Below are 16551 nucleotides of genomic sequence, written 5' to 3'. Positions count from 1 at the left end.
ATAAGTGGAATGTTTTCCTCAAGTAATCCTATCTATTAAAAAGCATCTTTTGAACCAAATAATACACTAACCGTTTTTAATATGATTTTTATATCAAACAGTAAAGATTGTTTCCGAATATATTCTAGGTCAAGCTCTACCATTTCCTCGAAACCTACACTATTTCTAGCCGTTGCTTGCCATAGACCAGTACAACCAGGTGTTACTAGTAATCTTTGTTTATGATATCTACTATAGACAGCTACTTCTCTGGGCAGAGGCGGTCGAGGACCGACTAAACTCATTTCTCCTCTTAAAACATTAAATAGTTGGGGTAATTCATCAATACTTGTTTTCCGAATAAATTTACCCACTTTCGTGATACGAGGATCATCTTTCATCTTAAACATCGCACCACTTACTTCATTATATTTCAATAATTCTGCAAGTTTTTCTTCTGCATTAAACACCATGGAACGGAATTTATACATTTTAAATTCTTTCCCATTTAATCCTACACGCTTTTGTGCGAAAAAAACTTTTCCTTTAGGGTCTTCAAGTTTAATCAATATGCCGATAACTATAAATAGAAGACTCAAAAAAACAAGTCCACATAAAGCACCGATGATATCGATCATTCTCTTGAAGATTAAATATATTTTCCGCTCATTTACTTGAATAGTACTATCTTTTTTATCTAAATAATCAACATCTTGATTCGCTATATCAGACAACCCAGACCCCTTCTTTCTCTATCTATTACAATATCTTTTCAATTTCTAAACTAGAAACAAGATTTTTTAAGTAATCGATCATGTCATCATGGAGGTCTTCATGCTGCAAGGCAAATTCTACCGTTGTTTTGACAAAGCCGAACTTTTCACCCACGTCATATCGTTGTCCTTCAAAATCGCAAGCAAATACCCGTTGAATTTGATTTAGTTTTTGAATCGCATCTGTTAACTGAATTTCTCCTCCAGCCCCTTTTTCTTGCTGATCCAGAAACATGAAGATTTCTGGCGTCAAGATATAGCGGCCCATAATCGCTAAATTGGATGGCGCTGTACCTGGTTTTGGTTTTTCGACAAAGTTATTCACCTGATACAATCTTCCGTCCTGCGTGGCAGGATCGATGATTCCATAACGATGTGTGTCTTGATCAGGGACCGTTTGAACGCCAATCACGGAAGAGTAGGTTTCTTCATAATGATTAATTAACTGACGCAAGCAAGGGGTTTCACCTTGTACAATGTCATCCCCTAAAAGAACGGCAAATGGTTCATTCCCAATAAAGTTTCTTGCACACCAAACCGCATGTCCAAGTCCTTTTGGTTCTTTTTGACGGATATAATGGATATCTGCTAGATTCGTAGCGAACTGTACCTTTTCTAATAGATCAAATTTTTCCTTTTCGATAAGGTTTTCTTCTAGCTCCATTGCCATATCAAAATGGTCTTCAATCGCACGTTTGCCCTTACCTGTTACAATAATGATGTCTTCAATTCCTGAAGCCACGGCTTCTTCTACTATGTATTGAATCGTTGGCTTATCTACGATGGGCAACATTTCTTTTGGCATTGCTTTCGTTGCTGGTAAAAATCTAGTTCCCAATCCGGCTGCTGGGATAATCGCTTTTCTTACCTTTTTCAAGATACTTCCCCCTATTTTTATTTTGTTTATCAACTAAACTCTTTCCCCTACTAAAGTACTCGGGCAAAAAAATAAATATCTAATGGAATTGCAAGCGCATTCACGCTTATTCTTTCATTAGATATTTATTCATTTATTTTTTAAATGGGCATCTAACCCGTCCTCACATCCTACTACTGACGACACGCGTCTAAGGTCACGCATTGGACCCACAGTATGACCGAGTGCCCCCATGGATAACGGACAGAGAGGCCTCGCCGTTCAGGTATAAACCTGAAATTTGTTGCACCATACAATTATTTACTTAAAAAATTTTAAAGAACTTCTTCTTTTTGATTTTTTCTGGTACTTCTTTATACACATGACTTCCTTCTAACATTAATACGGCATTATCATCAAACAGATAGACCCATTCATTTCCGTACTTTTCATGAACGAGATCGTGCGCCTCTCTCATCTTAAAAGTACGAGTGCTCGTATTATGTGCATCCGATGCAATCAAGTGGGTTAAATTTGCCTCGATTAACTGCAAAGTAAAGTTCTTAATTTTCTTCCCAAAGTCCCCGCAGACACTTGCTGCGGTCACTTGTGTGAGAGCCCCATTTTTCACTAGATTGTAAAGGAGATCAGGCTGCTCGATGATTTCCTGGTTTCGTTCCGGATGGACGATGACTGGAACAAGTCCTTTCGTCTGCAGCTCGTAAAACAACCTCTCCGTGTATCTCGGGACATGGCTGGAGGAGAATTCCACCAGTACATAGGGAGTATTGTTCACAGGGAGGATCTCCCCTAGCTCGTAATCATGAACCAATTCCCCATAGACTCGTGTTTCCTGACCAGGCAGAATCTTTAAATCGATTTTTTCATCCCGCAGTACTCGGTTTAATTCTTCTACTTTAGTTAGAATTTGTTGCTTGGGATTTTCGAACTGATTATTTAAATGATGCGGGGTGGCTACAATGGTGTGAATCCCTTGTTCTACCGCCTTACGGGCCATTTGAAGGCTTTCTGCTAAATCCTTTGCCCCGTCATCGATTCCGGGCAGTATATGACAATGCAGGTCAATCATAGGAGTCACACCCATTTCTACTAAAATATTACTTTTTAATCCTACCACCGTCGAAAGTCCTAGTAAAGGGACGAACTTTGTCGAAAGGGTTATTTTGAGCCATAAGTCCCATAATAATAGTAATAATCATTCTTTTTGATTTCTTTATGGTTTAACACGACACCGAGCAGCTTCCCTTGTGCATTTTGCAACAACTCTTTACTCTTTTTCGCCTGATCAATCTCTGTCTTTTCACTGTAAACCACTAAGATGGTCCCATCACACTGATTAGCCAAGATTTGTGGATCGGCTACGGCCAATAATGGCGGAGTATCAAAGATGACGTAATCAAACATTTCTTTTGCATCTATAATAAATTGCTCCATGGATTTCGAGCTTAATAATTCCGCAGGATTCGGCGGGATGGGTCCACAAGTTAAGATATACAAATCATCTTCTTCTGTTTTAATGACTGTCTTTTCAAGTGTTGCCTGTTTGGTTAACACGGTTGTAAAACCAAAAATGTTGTTCACTTGGAAGGTATGGTGAACGGTTGGTTTCCGTAAGTCGGCATCCACTAATAATACCTTCTTCCCAAGCTGTGAAAAGGTTACAGCTAAGTTGGCTGCCGTTGTTGATTTCCCCTCTGATGGGCCAGATGAAGTGACCATAATCGCTCTGACTTCTTCATCCACGGAGGAATACTGGATATTGGTCCGAATCGTACGGTATTGTTCAGAAATCGCGTTTTTCGGTGCGACCGCTGTAATTAACTTCCTGCTTGGGTTCGATGTTGTCTTTTTCTTTTTAAGAGCCAAGTGTCTCACCTCTTACTGTTGATTTTCTTGCCCCTCGGCGTAGTTTCAATTCTTCTATCTGCTCATCATCAATGGTTGCGATGACGCCCAAGATGGGAAGCTCTAAAATCCTTTCAATATCCTGCTCGTTTTTAATTGTGTTGTTTAAATACTCAAGTAAGAAGGATAAGCCCACACCTGCCATTAAGCCGACAACGATCGCAATCGCGACGTTTAGTAATGGTCTAGGTTTAATTGGGGATGGATTCTGAGTAACATCTGCTTTCGCTAAAATACTAACGTTATCGACTTTCATAATGTTCGGAATTTGGCTTTTAAACACTTCCGCCGTTTTGTTCGCAATCTCAGCGGCCACTTTCGGATCTGGATCTTGAACTGATAAGTTAACCACCTGTGAATCCTTTTCACTGCCTACCGTAATCTTGCTTTTTAATTGGTCAGCTGACATATCCAAACCAAGTTGGATGATCACAATATCTAAAATCGCCGGGCTCGTGATGATGACGTTATATGTATTGATCAGCTGCAGGTTGGTTTGTACTTCATTGGAACTGTATACGCTTTGTTCATTTTTCGTCTGGTTTACAAGAATTTGTGTAGATGCTTGGTAAATCGGGGTTAAGTAAAAATAACTGATGATTCCACTTACTAAGGCAGCAATGACTGTTATCGACACGATTAACCATAATCGTTTTTTCAATGTCTCGAATAGTTCTTTTAAACTAATTGTCTCTTCCATTTCGTCCTCCTAAAAACATAAATACAAACATAGTGTATTATAACATATTTTGCCATGAATATTTCACATTCCGACAATTCTATTACACTTATTTTTTAAACTTAACAAATATATTACACAGATTCTATTAAACACCAAATTGTAAGAAAATTGAAGGGGGAATTTCCGTTTGGATTAATTTCCCATGGGTGCGTTGGATATTCTTTGAAAAAGCAATCTAACATTGGATGTATGGAGAGAATAATTAAAAGGGAGCAATTTGAAGATTGTGGGTTATTATACCAAAAAAAATATCACCTGGCAGGAGTTTTTAATGTAAACACTTACAGTATGCAATTACTATATAATAGAAGAAACTCGGGTAATTTTATTAAGAGTTCATTAAAAAAGGCCGCAAGGAATGCCTCAGCAGCCGGATTTATATAATATGGTTAGATAACTAATTGTCTTAGATCTGCTTCGATATCTTCAATCAGCTTTTCCAATGTAATCTCGTTTTCATTAACGCCTTTTTCATATGCCTTTTTCACAATTTCCGAAAAATCGACAACTTTCTGATTTATTTCCTTAGCGTCCTGCTTCAATCTCCTAATTCCCCCCTTAGTAAATATAACTAATTATTGATTTTACTAGAGGTTGCTTCAGATGTAAATAGATTCCCAGTACTAATATGTGGAAAAATAGTAGAAAGAGTCGAAATTTCGTAGAAAAGGGCTTACCCGTTTAAGAGTAAGCCCTCATTATTCCTCCATTATCCGTGTCTTCCTTGTCCATCTTCGATACCATTTATTTTCCGCAAGGTTGCCAAGGAAGCCAAAGACTAGTCCAAATAACACTCCATTAAAAACAGGATAATCTAATAGAGGGATCGTCTTCAGTAGGCTTCCATCATGCCAAAACAGCCCGAAATCCATTCCGATCACCAGTCCAATAAAGAACCCGGAAAAAAAGGTTCGTTTTTCAACTGATTTCCCCTCAAGTTTATTGTTATTGGCCTTAGCCGAATTATACGCCTGCCAGATAGCAAAGCCATAGATGGACGGATAGAATAGCCCCCAGCTATAATTAACCGAATCATGAGCACGCAGAAGATCCCCCTGGAAGGTGGTGAACAGGACTAGATTTAGATGTGAATTCAAGTTGATTAAAAATTCTAATCCCAGTAATACCATACCAATAAAATAATCCCTGTTATATATTTGTCCAAAGCCTGGCATCACAACGGACCAGAACATAGCGGCATTAGGGGATTTATAGGGTCTGCTACTTCTCATTGGGGTCCTCTCCCTTTATTGAAATCATATTGCTATAATTTCGACGTATTCAGAGGAATTCCCTTCTTTTTTACAATTTAGGGAAATAAGTCCCAAATGATAAATAGGTGGTTTCTGCAACAGCAACATGAACCCTGGAAGGCTATTTTCAGATGCTCCTTCTGAAAATATGGTAAGATACTACTAATCTAATTTTCTAGGAGTAAAGTATGCTTATTAAGAAGAAGCTAATCAAACGTTTATTTTTGTTCGCTGTGCTCTTTATCCTTAGTTTAACCCTTATTGCAGACCCTACAAGAACAAGAGCACACGTCTACAACTTCATTCCGTTACATACGATCACTTATATTATCATGCATAAATCTTTATTTGTTATTCTGAAAAATATGATTGGTAATGTCATTCTCTTTCTTCCATTTGGTTTTTTATTACCTTTACGATGGAGTAAAGTGAATACGATCTATAAAGCTGTCCTCATAGGTTCATTGTTTTCCATTTTTATAGAGATGGCTCAAATTATTTATGCGTATCGGATGACAGATATTGATGATGTCCTATTAAATACATTAGGAACAGCTATTGGCTATAAAATTTATCAATCTTCTATAAAAAAGTATAAAATATTAGACTATAATCGTTCTTCTATAAAGATAGAACATAAGAAAAAAATAAGCGTTTTGTAACAATAACCACCATAAAAACTTCCAAAAAACTCCCATATTTTTTTTATATCTATTTTCCTACTTTTTTGGTATCCTAATAGCAGTGCAAAATATTTGTCAATTTTTTGGAGGTATTATCGAATGAGGTCTCAAAAAAAGAAAAAGAGAACTTGGTTGAAAATCACAGGTATTATTCTTCTTCTCCTCGTTATTGGTGTAGGAGTTTACGCTTATAATGTATATAGTTCGTTAAAAACTGCTGTCGAAACCATGCATGAACCCGTTGTTCAAAAACAATCTGAAAAGCGTGAGAAACCAGTAGCATTAACCGATAAAGATCCATTTTCAGTCTTAATGCTTGGTGTCGATGAGAGAAAAGGCGATAGAGGCCGCTCTGATACGATGATTGTGTTAACCGTTAATCCAAACAATAATTCTGTTAAGATGCTAAGTATTCCACGTGACACTCGTACAGAGATCATTGGAAAAGGAACTGTCGATAAAATTAACCATGCTTACGCCTTTGGCGGAGTAGAGATGTCCATGAATACAGTCGAAAACTTCCTTAATATCCCGATTGACTATTATATGAAGGTCAACATGCAAGGCTTTAAGGATATCGTTGATGCCGTTGGCGGCGTTACTGTTAATAATACCCTTGATTTCTCCTACGGTGGCATTCATTTTGCAAAAGGTAATATTAATCTAAATGGTAACGATGCACTGAAATTCGTAAGAATGAGAAAAGAAGATCCAAGAGGCGATTTTGGCCGCCAAACAAGACAGAGACAAGTAATTCAGGCTGTCCTTAATGAAGGAGCAAGTGTTTCTAGTTTAGCCAACTACTCTGACATTTTTGCAGCCATTGGTAAAAATGTAAAAACAAATCTTACTTTTGACCAAATGGTTGATATTCAAAAGAATTATAAATCTGCTGCATCTAACCTAACTCAAATGGAAATAAAAGAAACAGGAACTAAAATAGGCGGAATTTATTACGGTCTAGTTTCTGATCAAGAAAGACAAAGATTGCAAACGGAATTAAGAACTCAACTTGAACTGAAATAGTTTTATGAAGCTGATAAGGAATTTTACCTTATCAGCTTTTTTAATGACTTCAGCTCCATTTTTAATCATCCATTTTGTGGTATAATCTGAGTACAACACTAATACATAAAAGAGGGATTTTTTTGATTTTAGATAAACTTTCTAACGCAAAACTTTATTTTGATTTACATCCTCGAATTAGAAAGGGCCTTGAGTTTTTAATGGAAAATGATTTAAATTCATTAGCTCCGGGTAAATATGAAATTGACGGCACCCATATTTTCGTGACCATTCAAGAATATGAAACCATTCCGACTGAAAAAGGACGTTGGGAATCCCATTATCAATACACGGATATTCAATATATGATTCGTGGCGAGGAACGTATGGGTTACGCGAATGTAAAGGAACTAGAAATCGTGGAACAAAACGAAGATAGGGACCTTATGTTCTTAGAGGGTACGGGTGATTTATTGAAAGTTGGACAAGGCTATTTTGCGATTTTCACACCTGAAGACGGTCATATGCCGACATTATGTGTGGATGAGCCTCAATTTATTAAGAAGGCTGTTGTTAAGGTATTATGTGATAACTAAACTGATTGGAGCCATTGCAATCAGTTTTTTTATTTCCCCCAAATTTGCATATTCTTCATTTTTCAATGAAAATATGATATATGCTCTTACATTCAGTGATTACTAAAAAAAGATTCAACAGAGGAGTAGAAAGTGAAGATCATAAAATTATTTGCCGCATTCCTAACAGTCTTTATTATAGTTGCTTTTACGATCAACCATTTCTCATCTAGCTCAGCTTCTAAGGATTCAAAAAATAAGGTTATAAAGAAGGAGGTGCCTAGTAAAGAAACAGAAAAGATCCATGTATCTGACTATTCAAATGCCCAAGAAGCATTAGACCATTCTTTTGGTAAACCATTAACTATACCATCAGGGAATAGGCTCTTTATAAATGTTCCTAGCAAGAATTATCCAACCATTCAAACGGCATTAGACGATCTTAAATTAAAAAAGGTGGAAAGAGGTTCAAAGATAGAAATCTCTCTCAAACCGGGAATTTACGATTACAAAGAGCAGTTGCTAGCAGACGGACTTAATGCTTCTTTAGTAGATATTAAAGGCCAAGAACCCATTAAGATTACTTCATCAGGTGTTCATGCCATCTCCCATCATACATTTAAAATTGAATATTATGCGAATGACTATAAGAACTTAAACTATTACGATATCACCTATAATGTCTCAAGCGTTGTTGGGATCACTCCAGGGCAGTTTGTTATTATAAAGAATACCTCTGGAGCAGCAAACCACTACTATCATCAGGGAGCTTGGGAAATTACAGATGTTGATTCCAAAAATAAGCGAATCACCGTCCTGTATACGGGCAACTCTTTACCTCCCAAGGAGGTTAAGGCTGCGATGACCATTCCAAAAACCGTCATACGATGGACAAAGAATACAACTGCTTTATTAGCCGATCACAATACTAGTTTAGGATCCATTAATAATGTTGTCTTTGTTGGGACTGGGAGACCAGAAAAGGATCAATCCACTAGAAGAAGTGTGAAAGGCTGGGATATGGTTGGCGGCCATGGCGGAGTAACCGGGATCATTGCCAGGAATGGTTCAGAAGTTACCTTAGGCTCCAATTTTGCCATTAGTTCCTTTAGTGGTTCTAATGTCTATGCTACACAAAGTGCCCATATCGATGCGAAAGAATCAGTATCATCTTCCTCAGGCAGAGTGGGCTTTGGTGCTTCTTCCGGCGCAAGTATTCAAGTAGTCGGTGCGATTGCATCTGGGAATCTGCTGGATGGAATTGTTGCGCAGGATAATTCATTTGCTTTCGCGAAAACCGCGTTATCGATAGGAAACCATCGACATGGATTTGTCGCTTCTGGTAATGGTACTGTGAATAGCGATCTAGGAAAAGCGCTGGGGAATCTTTATTCAGGAGCCGTATCAATAGGTTCTACGATGAATGCTAATAGTCTAGTGGCTAATAATAACGGCGAAAATGGCCTTTGGGTTTACAATGGCGGAAAGGCCAGGGCCGTTGGATTAATCACTAAATTCAACAAAAAATACGGTTTAGTTGCACAGACAGGTTCCCATATCACCGCTTCCAATGTAAATACATCTGGGAACTCCATTAAGGACATCTATGCTTTGGATATGTCTAATATCCTTGTCAGCGGTTATGTTGGCCCGTCTACGTTTGAGCCGCCTCTTAATATAACAAGTAAGGATGGATCCTACATTAAGAATTAAAACCTAAAAAGCCACAGACCTTATACATGCGGATAGGGTCTGTGGCTTTTTAGTATTTATCCAAGAATTAACTCATTTTGCCTTAGTAATTCTTTAATTTCTAGAGCATACTTTTTATAGGTCTCATCTTTATAATGATAAGGATCCTTAGGATTAGATAAGTCCTCTATGGTTATTTCTTTCGGTGAAATTACAAAAAATTGATCATGCTTTTCTTTTAATCCTTCTATCGATGCAATAAAATCTTTTTCTCTTTTATTTATTGCATCATTCATTTTCAAATTCACCGGAAAATGCATAAAAACGGTAATTAAATTATCATTCTTTGACTCGCAATAACTTATCAAATCATTATATAATTCAGAAGCCTCTTTTGGATCAAGCAGCTTATTAACAAATTCCATACTTGATGGCTCTTCTTCCAGATAACCTTTATTAATAAAAAACTTTGATCCTATTGTCTTGTGTTTATATACCTTAAAGAACATATCGGGATAATTATCTATTAATAAGAGCTTGATATTCCCATCATTGATGGCATTTATCGGATGCATTAATGAGTTTTGTTCCCTCTTAAATGGCAATGCTTTTCCTAATTCTAAATGATCAAACTGATTTCTAAATACGTTAACATATTGAAAGTTTTCCTTTACTTTCAAACCCATATCTTCTTCTTTAAGGGGAGAGCTTGTTTTATAAACATAATTCTCCATGAATTGATCTATCCTATTATGTTGAACACTACTAACTCGATAAAAATCTCCCATTACTTCAAGTTGATTGGCAACAGTAGCAGATAGACAGCTTCCAAATGTAATAATATTCTTCATAAATTGACTCCTTTAAAATGGAAAGGAATTTTAAAAAAATGTTACTGCAGTTTTTTTAATAGAAATGTAATTACTATTTTAGGGTTTTTTCTAAACTTTGTAAATCTACGAGACCATAATTGTGTAAATGTTTTCTTCGGTGCATTTTGTAATTTTTTTGCTGCAACAGCCGTATTTTTATTCGGAGCCTTTGGCTTATTTGAAGCTTGAGATCCTGTCGTGTTCTTACTCGCTGTTTTCTCTTTAAGTATATCATTTTTACCAGTGCTAGTGTTCGTTTTATTGGTTGTTGGCTTTGTACTTTTTTCTTTATCTGCCTTGCTTTTATTTGTGACAGCTTTCTCTTTTTCCGTTGATTTTTTGCTGTCATTGTTTACTTGTTCCATTTTTTTGACATATGCATTTAACTTCGAAAAGTCTTCTTGATTTGCAAATAAGAATGGTTCAAATGCAATATTATTAACTAGACTTTCTGGTGAAAGATTCTCTAGTTCCCTTATATTAATTTGTCTGCTCTTAAAGCCCTCAATCAGCATATCTCTTCTTTTTCTTGAACCTACTAATTCGTTCTTCCATTGTTTAGATAACGGAGCTTCCAAGCAGCTAATGGTCGCACCTTTGTTATCTAATAGACCATAGCCATAGCTGTAAATATTAATATCATATTCAAGAGCCTGGATTAGGACGGTTGAATTAATTCCTATTACCGCCTTTGATTTTGAAAGAAGTTCTTCCAAATTACCTTCCTTAATAACAGTTACTCTATCACTTTCAAAGTCCTTTAACTGTTCCCAATGCTTATCAAGTGGATGTACTTTGATAATAACCTTTTCAGCTGCCGGTATCTCTTTTAAAACATGTTTAATAAACGCGTAATTCTTTTTAAACAGAGGCGAGTTAACAATTAAATTCGTATCATTTTCGAGTTGTGTTACAACCAGCACATGATCTCCTTTAACCTTTTTTGCCTTTAGCCCTTCATCATTTATCGATTTTCTGCAAAACGCTTCTGCACTTAATGAGGCTAAATAGGATTGGCCATTCGTTCCCCACCGATCAAAATATACATGGTCTTTTTGCGGGAACCATCCTAGTTCTGAATAAATAAAAGGAATACCCAGTTTCTTCACTTCATCTAATACATCTTGATACATCGGATGTAAGCCATTGTGAAATAAAAGTTTATTCGGTTTATAATTGTTGATATTTTTAATTAATCTTGTCGGATTTTCAATCCAATCATATTGAGTAAACTCTTTTGGTTCAACAGGGAATGGGTTTTTAAATACTGTATGGAACCCTAACGGTCTTCTACAAACGTACCTTGCCTCAAGACCTAATTTTTGGACAACAGGCACCCACATTTCCTCAATATGTTCATTACTGATCGTAAATCCTAGTACTCGTTTTCCAAAAGGGTTTTCTAAAAACTCATTATTGGCTGTTTTAAATTCTTTCGAATAATCAAATTGATGTTGAGAAGAGCAATTTAATCCTTTATAGATTTTCTTTTCCTCACCCTCATTAGAAAGAAGATGATCTACTACGCTCACTACTCCAGAGGCAAAATCTTGATCGATTTTTGATAGAGCATCCATAAATTTTTCTGTGGATGGGTAATGATTTGTTTCACAAATATCCATCACTTCGGATACCAACTTTTCTATATCCTCAAATGGAATGACTTGCATAACATCTGGAGAGGCAATCTCAGAATTCCCTCCGACATCCCAACAAGTAACAACTGTTCCAGCCGCAAGCGCCTCTAAAATAACCATTGAACAATTTTCAAAACGACTTAGCATCATCAATGTTTTAGCTTTGCCCACAAGCTCAAATCGTTCATCATTTGCAATATGCTCCTTCACTGTGATAGAGCACTTTATATTGGGGCTAAATTTAAATTTACTTGAGTTTTTACCAAATAATAAAACCTTATAGTTTTCAGGTAATCTTTCTAAAATTGGATTTAGATATTCGATCCCTTTTAACTTCTGGAATCTCCCCATAAAAACAACATCATATTCTTTTTCTTCAGATTCGTACAATTTAATATTTTTATTATATTGATTCTTAAAGACAAAGATATTATCGGAATCAATTTCATTTTTCATTTCTTTTAGAAGTCCATATGATGGAGAGGAAACAGCTTTAGCTTTATGAATAACTCGAAGCTCTTCAGAATAGATCGTCTCATCTGGTTTAAAACCATCATATTTTTGTGCCACTGCAAGAGGACAATGCAATCTTAAATGGACATTATATTCCTTTGGTAACAGTAATGTTGACGCCCTTGCTTCAGGAGCTTCAATGATCACTTCTTCGGTTCCAAATTTAGAAGTAACATAGTTATAAACAGCCTTTTGGAATTGTTTCTTATTTAGATTTTTTGTATTTGCAAATAGTTCAACATCCATTTTGCCGTCTAATGCTGCTAGCGTGTTTTTTATAGAGTTTTCAATTCCATTGGTTTCGTTATAATAAGGATTTATTATTAAATATTTCAATGCAAAAGCTCCTTTAGAAATAGTTTTTGACTTTAAGTTATCCAAGCGGCTGTCTTACTACTGTTGATTTGATAATTTAAAGGAAACCGTATTTTTTTGGAGGTTTAATATGGTTTGATAACCATTGATATCTACAAAATATAGTTGGTCCTCATCGTTTTTTATTGAGGCATTTTCCTTCATTCTTTGTATGATTTCATCACTAGAATCAATATCCAAAACGGTTATCATGTCAGCAATATTATTTTGATTAAAAGTATAAGAAACAGAACGATATACTTGAACCTTATTTCCTAATGAATCGGTCGTTTCCTCTGTTAGCCCTCGAATATCGCTTTTTATGTTATTATAATCAGCTCCCAAATAGGCTAAGTAAAATTCATATGACCTGGAAAATGCAGAAGGAAGTGAGTCTTGTAAATTATCTATACTTAGATTTAACGGTTGAGTTTCTTGTTCACTGATTGTGGCATCCGTTGTGTTGATATAACCGGTTTTTCCGTCATACGTTACCTTGTAACTATCATTCCGTTTCTCTTGAATGCTTATAGGAGTGGCAAAAGGTAACGTTACTATTTTGTGTTTTAATTTTGAGTCTGAATAGATATCGACTTTTTCTTTAAGCAGGTAACCTTTTTTGTTTATAGGTTCTTTCATAATCTTTACTGGGGTATTATTTACTTTCTTTTGAATGATTGATTTACTAGTGTCATTCGATTCTATACTTAAAGTAGAACTTGGGTGTTTTCCTTTTGTTAAAAAGATTGTTGAAATCAATAACAAAGTTAATAAAATAATGAGCTGACCCAGGAATGAGACTCTTTTAATCATGCCTTTCGGTCTTTTTTTTGTTCTGTTCCCACTTCTGGACTGCATATTTTTATTATCAAATTGTTCATTTAGCATTCCAGCTTTATATTGTTTTTTTTCAGCATCAGTTAACTGATTATACCAATCGATAAATTCTTTATATTCTTTTAGAACTTCATCTTTATTGCCAAATGTTTTTATCTCCCCGAAATGCAGCCATAAAACTCTGTCACAAAAGTTCCTAACTTGGGATATTGAATGACTAATAAAGAATATCGTCTTCCCTACACTTTTAAATTCTTCCATCTTTTTAATACACTTTTCATAGAAGGTTTGGTCCCCTACTGATAATGCTTCATCGATGATCAGAATATCTGGATTCGTATGAATAGAAATAGCAAAACCTAGCCTGGATTTCATCCCACTTGAATAGTTCTTAACCGGTTGATAAATGAAGTCTCCAATATCTGCAAATTCCATTATCTGTGGTGTAATCTTTTTAATTTCCTCATTTTTAAGCCCCATCATTAGACACTTTAGATGGATATTTTCGAAGCCGCTCAAGTTATTATTTAACCCGGCTGCAATCGCAATTAAGGAAGACTCCCCTTTTAAAGTAATGTTACCAGAGGAGGGCACACCTATTTGGGCAAGCAAATTGGATAAAGTTGATTTACCGGAACCATTAATACCAATTACTCCGATACTCTCCCCCTTAAAAACTTCAAAGGATATTCCTCGTAGCGCTGAAAAGCTTTTTTTCTTCTTTTTAATGGAAAGGATATCCATCAATTTTTCTGTCTGATTTTTATAAAAGCTAAATGTTTTATAAACATTATGGAATTTAACTATAGGCTCCATCAAATCAAGCCTCCATTTTACATATAATCAAAGAAATTTTTTCTAAATTTCAAATGTAATGCCGCTCCAGTAAATAAGATTATTAAGGTTAGTGCCCAAAAGTATAAAGTGTAGGCCGCATCTTCAAAAAACCAAGTATCAAATAAAAGGGAATTGCGGAACCCCTCAACCAAGTAATAAATAGGATTTAACATTAACAAATGTTGCAATTGCTCAGGCAGTTTGTCTGTATTCCAAACGATTGGAGTTACGAAAAACAGCATCTTCATAGATGTTTGTAATAAAGACTGAAAATCACGCACAATCGTAGTAAATGTTGAAAAGAACAAGGAAATGGAATATAAAAATACATAAAGACAAATTAGATAATAGATTATCTGAATATAATAAACATTTGGGTATATACCATTTATCATTAATATCAATAGCAGCATTACTAGCATCGCGATAAATTGAAAGCTATTACTAATAATGGATACTGATGGTAAGATACTTACTGGAAATTTCATTTTTGATACAAGATTTAGTTTCGAATAAACACTATTTGCACCTTGTGTAATTGAAGGATTGATAAAGAACCAAGGGATAAGTCCTGAAATTAGCCAAACAAAGTAAGGTATCCCATCAATCGGCTGGCCTCCACGTATACCTAATCCAAAAACAAACCAATATACAAAGATTTGTACAATAGGATTTAAGAACTGCCAAAGGACACCCAAATAATGCATTAAATATTTTCCCTTAATATCATAAAAGGCAAGTCGAAATATTAAATTTAAATTTAGTAACTGTTCTTTTAATACTTGTATAATTTGAATCATATCTTTAAGCTTCCTATCTTATGTCGTTAGGATTATCCGTTCACTGATTTTCATTATATCTTTTTACTGAACCCTGTTTAAGGATAAATTTTTTCATCTAACACCTAAATTAACCAAAGTTCGTTTATAAATTAGATGCAATCCGATGAATCGTTTCTTCCAGTGATAACTGTTCTCCTGTCAACGGGTCTGCATATCTTGGGTATAGGAGATACGCTCCGGCAAAAATTTCTTCTACCGATAATTTTCTTTTTCGGCGATCTGTTATCTGCCGGTCATCAGTAACTCCCCATCCTGAATAGAAAGGAGCCCCTACTGTCGTTACCGGAATTCCTCTTAGGAGTGCTTCGAACCCTGACAGGGATGTAATGGTATAAACATGATCAATCGTTTTAAATGAATCAACGAGGCTTAATGGTTCTTCAATTACTTTTGCTATTTGAGAAACTTCATTCGGATTCGATTGTTTGGGTCTGCGTCCTGTTAATACATCAGGATGCGGCTTATAGATAATTTCTGCATCTGGATTTTCTTTACTTGCTAATCTTACTAGGTCATTATTGGTGAATCTTTTACTGCATCCTTTTAGGATAGACGCATCATCCTCTACCTGACCAATCACAAGGATTCTTTTTTTCGTTTTTTGACCGTATATCTCATGAACGCTCTTCGAACCTATATGATTGTACTTACTAATGCCTAATTTGTTTAGCATTTCGATACAGTTTTTTGATTGTTGAAGAAGTTCAGGATTTGAATCAAAATCGTATCCATTAAGAAGGATCTCAAGATCACTTGGCTGGGTGGAGTCAAAATACATTCCTTTTTTATCAAAACATATCGAATACGGGGGTGTATGCATGGAGCCCAATCCCACCGATCGAACAAAGCCATCTTCCATCCGATAGACTGGGACCCCTTTTCTGTCAGCATAACGGCATATCTCTTCATCTTCAGGGAATCCCCAAATAATAAATACCCTTTTGTCTAATTTCTTAAGGAGCGGTGATAGTAAAAAGAGCCTTTTTTCTGATGGAACAAACATGATTTCATATTCATGTAACAAATTTTGAATATATGGCCGCTTCCACTTTGAAACATTAAATACGAAAGCAATAGTACTTTGTTTTTTACGATTCATTGTGAAGTACCATTTCACGATATTTACGATCAGCAAGGAAAATTTAACTATCTTTTTTAGTTTTTTTTTCATAACT

Annotated in this window: 16 protein-coding genes; 4 read left to right on the top strand and 12 right to left on the bottom strand. The window is 35.7% G+C overall.

What is annotated here, in order from left to right; genetic code table 11:
* Positions 1-35: 35 nt before the first annotated feature.
* The 7 genes from CVD27_RS24895 to CVD27_RS24870 all read right to left on the bottom strand — a co-directional run bounded on the left by CVD27_RS24895 (position 36) and on the right by CVD27_RS24870 (position 5508).
* Positions 36-713: a sugar transferase gene (locus CVD27_RS24895; protein ID WP_308301830.1), complete on the bottom strand. Its 678-nt coding sequence runs from the start codon at positions 711-713 to the stop codon at positions 36-38.
* A 25-nt stretch (positions 714-738) separates the two neighbouring features.
* The gene (galU, locus tag CVD27_RS24890; RefSeq protein ID WP_101651515.1) at positions 739-1629 is read right to left on the bottom strand and encodes a UTP--glucose-1-phosphate uridylyltransferase GalU; all 891 of its coding nucleotides are present in this window, start codon (positions 1627-1629) and stop codon (positions 739-741) included.
* Positions 1630-1933: 304 nt separating this feature from the next.
* Positions 1934-2698 (bottom strand): tyrosine-protein phosphatase, encoded by a 765-nt coding sequence (locus CVD27_RS24885; RefSeq protein WP_101651513.1) that lies wholly within the window; start codon positions 2696-2698, stop codon positions 1934-1936.
* A gap of 89 nt (positions 2699-2787) precedes the next feature.
* A complete protein-coding gene (locus CVD27_RS24880; RefSeq protein WP_101651511.1) occupies positions 2788-3495 on the bottom strand; it encodes a CpsD/CapB family tyrosine-protein kinase in 708 nt (235 codons plus the stop codon).
* Entirely contained in the window at positions 3485-4234 is a 750-nt protein-coding gene (locus CVD27_RS24875) for a YveK family protein (protein ID WP_101651509.1), read from the bottom strand. Before CVD27_RS24875 ends, CVD27_RS24880 begins: the two co-directional genes overlap by 11 nt.
* 431 nt (positions 4235-4665) lie before the next feature.
* Positions 4666-4818: a hypothetical protein gene (locus CVD27_RS28410; protein ID WP_180960438.1), complete on the bottom strand. Its 153-nt coding sequence runs from the start codon at positions 4816-4818 to the stop codon at positions 4666-4668.
* Between the two features lie 156 nt (positions 4819-4974).
* The gene (locus CVD27_RS24870; RefSeq protein ID WP_101651507.1) at positions 4975-5508 is read right to left on the bottom strand and encodes a DUF5683 domain-containing protein; all 534 of its coding nucleotides are present in this window, start codon (positions 5506-5508) and stop codon (positions 4975-4977) included.
* Positions 5509-5717: 209 nt separating this feature from the next.
* Here CVD27_RS24870 and CVD27_RS24865 point away from each other — a divergent pair, with 209 nt between their 5' ends.
* The 4 genes from CVD27_RS24865 to CVD27_RS24850 all read left to right on the top strand — a co-directional run bounded on the left by CVD27_RS24865 (position 5718) and on the right by CVD27_RS24850 (position 9505).
* Positions 5718-6191 carry a VanZ family protein gene (locus CVD27_RS24865; protein ID WP_101651505.1) on the top strand — a complete coding sequence of 158 codons (474 nt, stop codon included), beginning with the start codon at positions 5718-5720 and terminating at the stop codon, positions 6189-6191.
* 120 nt (positions 6192-6311) lie between these two features.
* Positions 6312-7238: a polyisoprenyl-teichoic acid--peptidoglycan teichoic acid transferase TagU gene (gene tagU, locus CVD27_RS24860; protein WP_101651503.1), complete on the top strand. Its 927-nt coding sequence runs from the start codon at positions 6312-6314 to the stop codon at positions 7236-7238.
* 122 nt (positions 7239-7360) lie between these two features.
* Positions 7361-7813, top strand: a complete 453-nt coding sequence (locus tag CVD27_RS24855; protein WP_180960437.1) for a YhcH/YjgK/YiaL family protein — start codon at positions 7361-7363, stop codon at positions 7811-7813.
* A 132-nt stretch (positions 7814-7945) separates the two neighbouring features.
* Entirely contained in the window at positions 7946-9505 is a 1560-nt protein-coding gene (locus CVD27_RS24850) for a hypothetical protein (RefSeq protein WP_101651499.1), read from the top strand.
* 56 nt (positions 9506-9561) lie between these two features.
* On the opposite strand, the gene CVD27_RS24845 is transcribed toward CVD27_RS24850, so the two are convergent.
* The 5 genes from CVD27_RS24845 to CVD27_RS24825 all read right to left on the bottom strand — a co-directional run bounded on the left by CVD27_RS24845 (position 9562) and on the right by CVD27_RS24825 (position 16547).
* Positions 9562-10335: a hypothetical protein gene (locus CVD27_RS24845; RefSeq protein WP_101651497.1), complete on the bottom strand. Its 774-nt coding sequence runs from the start codon at positions 10333-10335 to the stop codon at positions 9562-9564.
* A 41-nt stretch (positions 10336-10376) separates the two neighbouring features.
* Complete coding sequence (locus CVD27_RS24840) at positions 10377-12842, bottom strand: glycosyltransferase (protein WP_101651496.1); 2466 nt, start codon at positions 12840-12842, stop codon at positions 10377-10379.
* Positions 12843-12899: 57 nt separating this feature from the next.
* Entirely contained in the window at positions 12900-14513 is a 1614-nt protein-coding gene (locus tag CVD27_RS24835; protein ID WP_101651494.1) for an ATP-binding cassette domain-containing protein, read from the bottom strand.
* A 17-nt stretch (positions 14514-14530) separates the two neighbouring features.
* A complete protein-coding gene (locus CVD27_RS24830) occupies positions 14531-15334 on the bottom strand; it encodes an ABC transporter permease (RefSeq protein WP_101651492.1) in 804 nt (267 codons plus the stop codon).
* A 124-nt stretch (positions 15335-15458) separates the two neighbouring features.
* Positions 15459-16547: a capsular polysaccharide export protein, LipB/KpsS family gene (locus CVD27_RS24825; protein WP_180960436.1), complete on the bottom strand. Its 1089-nt coding sequence runs from the start codon at positions 16545-16547 to the stop codon at positions 15459-15461.
* Positions 16548-16551: the final 4 nt, after the last annotated feature.

Source organism: Neobacillus cucumis (assembly GCF_002860255.1).
GTDB classification, from domain to species: domain Bacteria; phylum Bacillota; class Bacilli; order Bacillales; family Cytobacillaceae; genus Neobacillus; species Neobacillus cucumis_A.
Note: the sequence above shows the minus strand (reverse complement) of the source record. Positions and strands in the feature narration are given on the sequence as shown.

What these genes read in the sequence shown, in the direction of transcription:
- CVD27_RS24865 (WP_101651505.1), top strand. Translation starts at nt 5,718, where the DNA reads ATGCTTATTAAGAAGAAGCTAATCAAACGTTTATTTTTGTTCGCTGTG.
- tagU (WP_101651503.1), top strand. Translation starts at nt 6,312, where the DNA reads ATGAGGTCTCAAAAAAAGAAAAAGAGAACTTGGTTGAAAATCACAGGT.
- CVD27_RS24825 (WP_180960436.1), bottom strand. Translation starts at nt 16,547, where the DNA reads ATGAAAAAAAAACTAAAAAAGATAGTTAAATTTTCCTTGCTGATCGTA.
- CVD27_RS24835 (WP_101651494.1), bottom strand. Translation starts at nt 14,513, where the DNA reads ATGGAGCCTATAGTTAAATTCCATAATGTTTATAAAACATTTAGCTTT.
- CVD27_RS24830 (WP_101651492.1), bottom strand. Translation starts at nt 15,334, where the DNA reads ATGATTCAAATTATACAAGTATTAAAAGAACAGTTACTAAATTTAAAT.
- CVD27_RS24870 (WP_101651507.1), bottom strand. Translation starts at nt 5,508, where the DNA reads ATGAGAAGTAGCAGACCCTATAAATCCCCTAATGCCGCTATGTTCTGG.
- CVD27_RS24875 (WP_101651509.1), bottom strand. Translation starts at nt 4,234, where the DNA reads ATGGAAGAGACAATTAGTTTAAAAGAACTATTCGAGACATTGAAAAAA.
- CVD27_RS24885 (WP_101651513.1), bottom strand. Translation starts at nt 2,698, where the DNA reads ATGATTGACCTGCATTGTCATATACTGCCCGGAATCGATGACGGGGCA.
- CVD27_RS24845 (WP_101651497.1), bottom strand. Translation starts at nt 10,335, where the DNA reads ATGAAGAATATTATTACATTTGGAAGCTGTCTATCTGCTACTGTTGCC.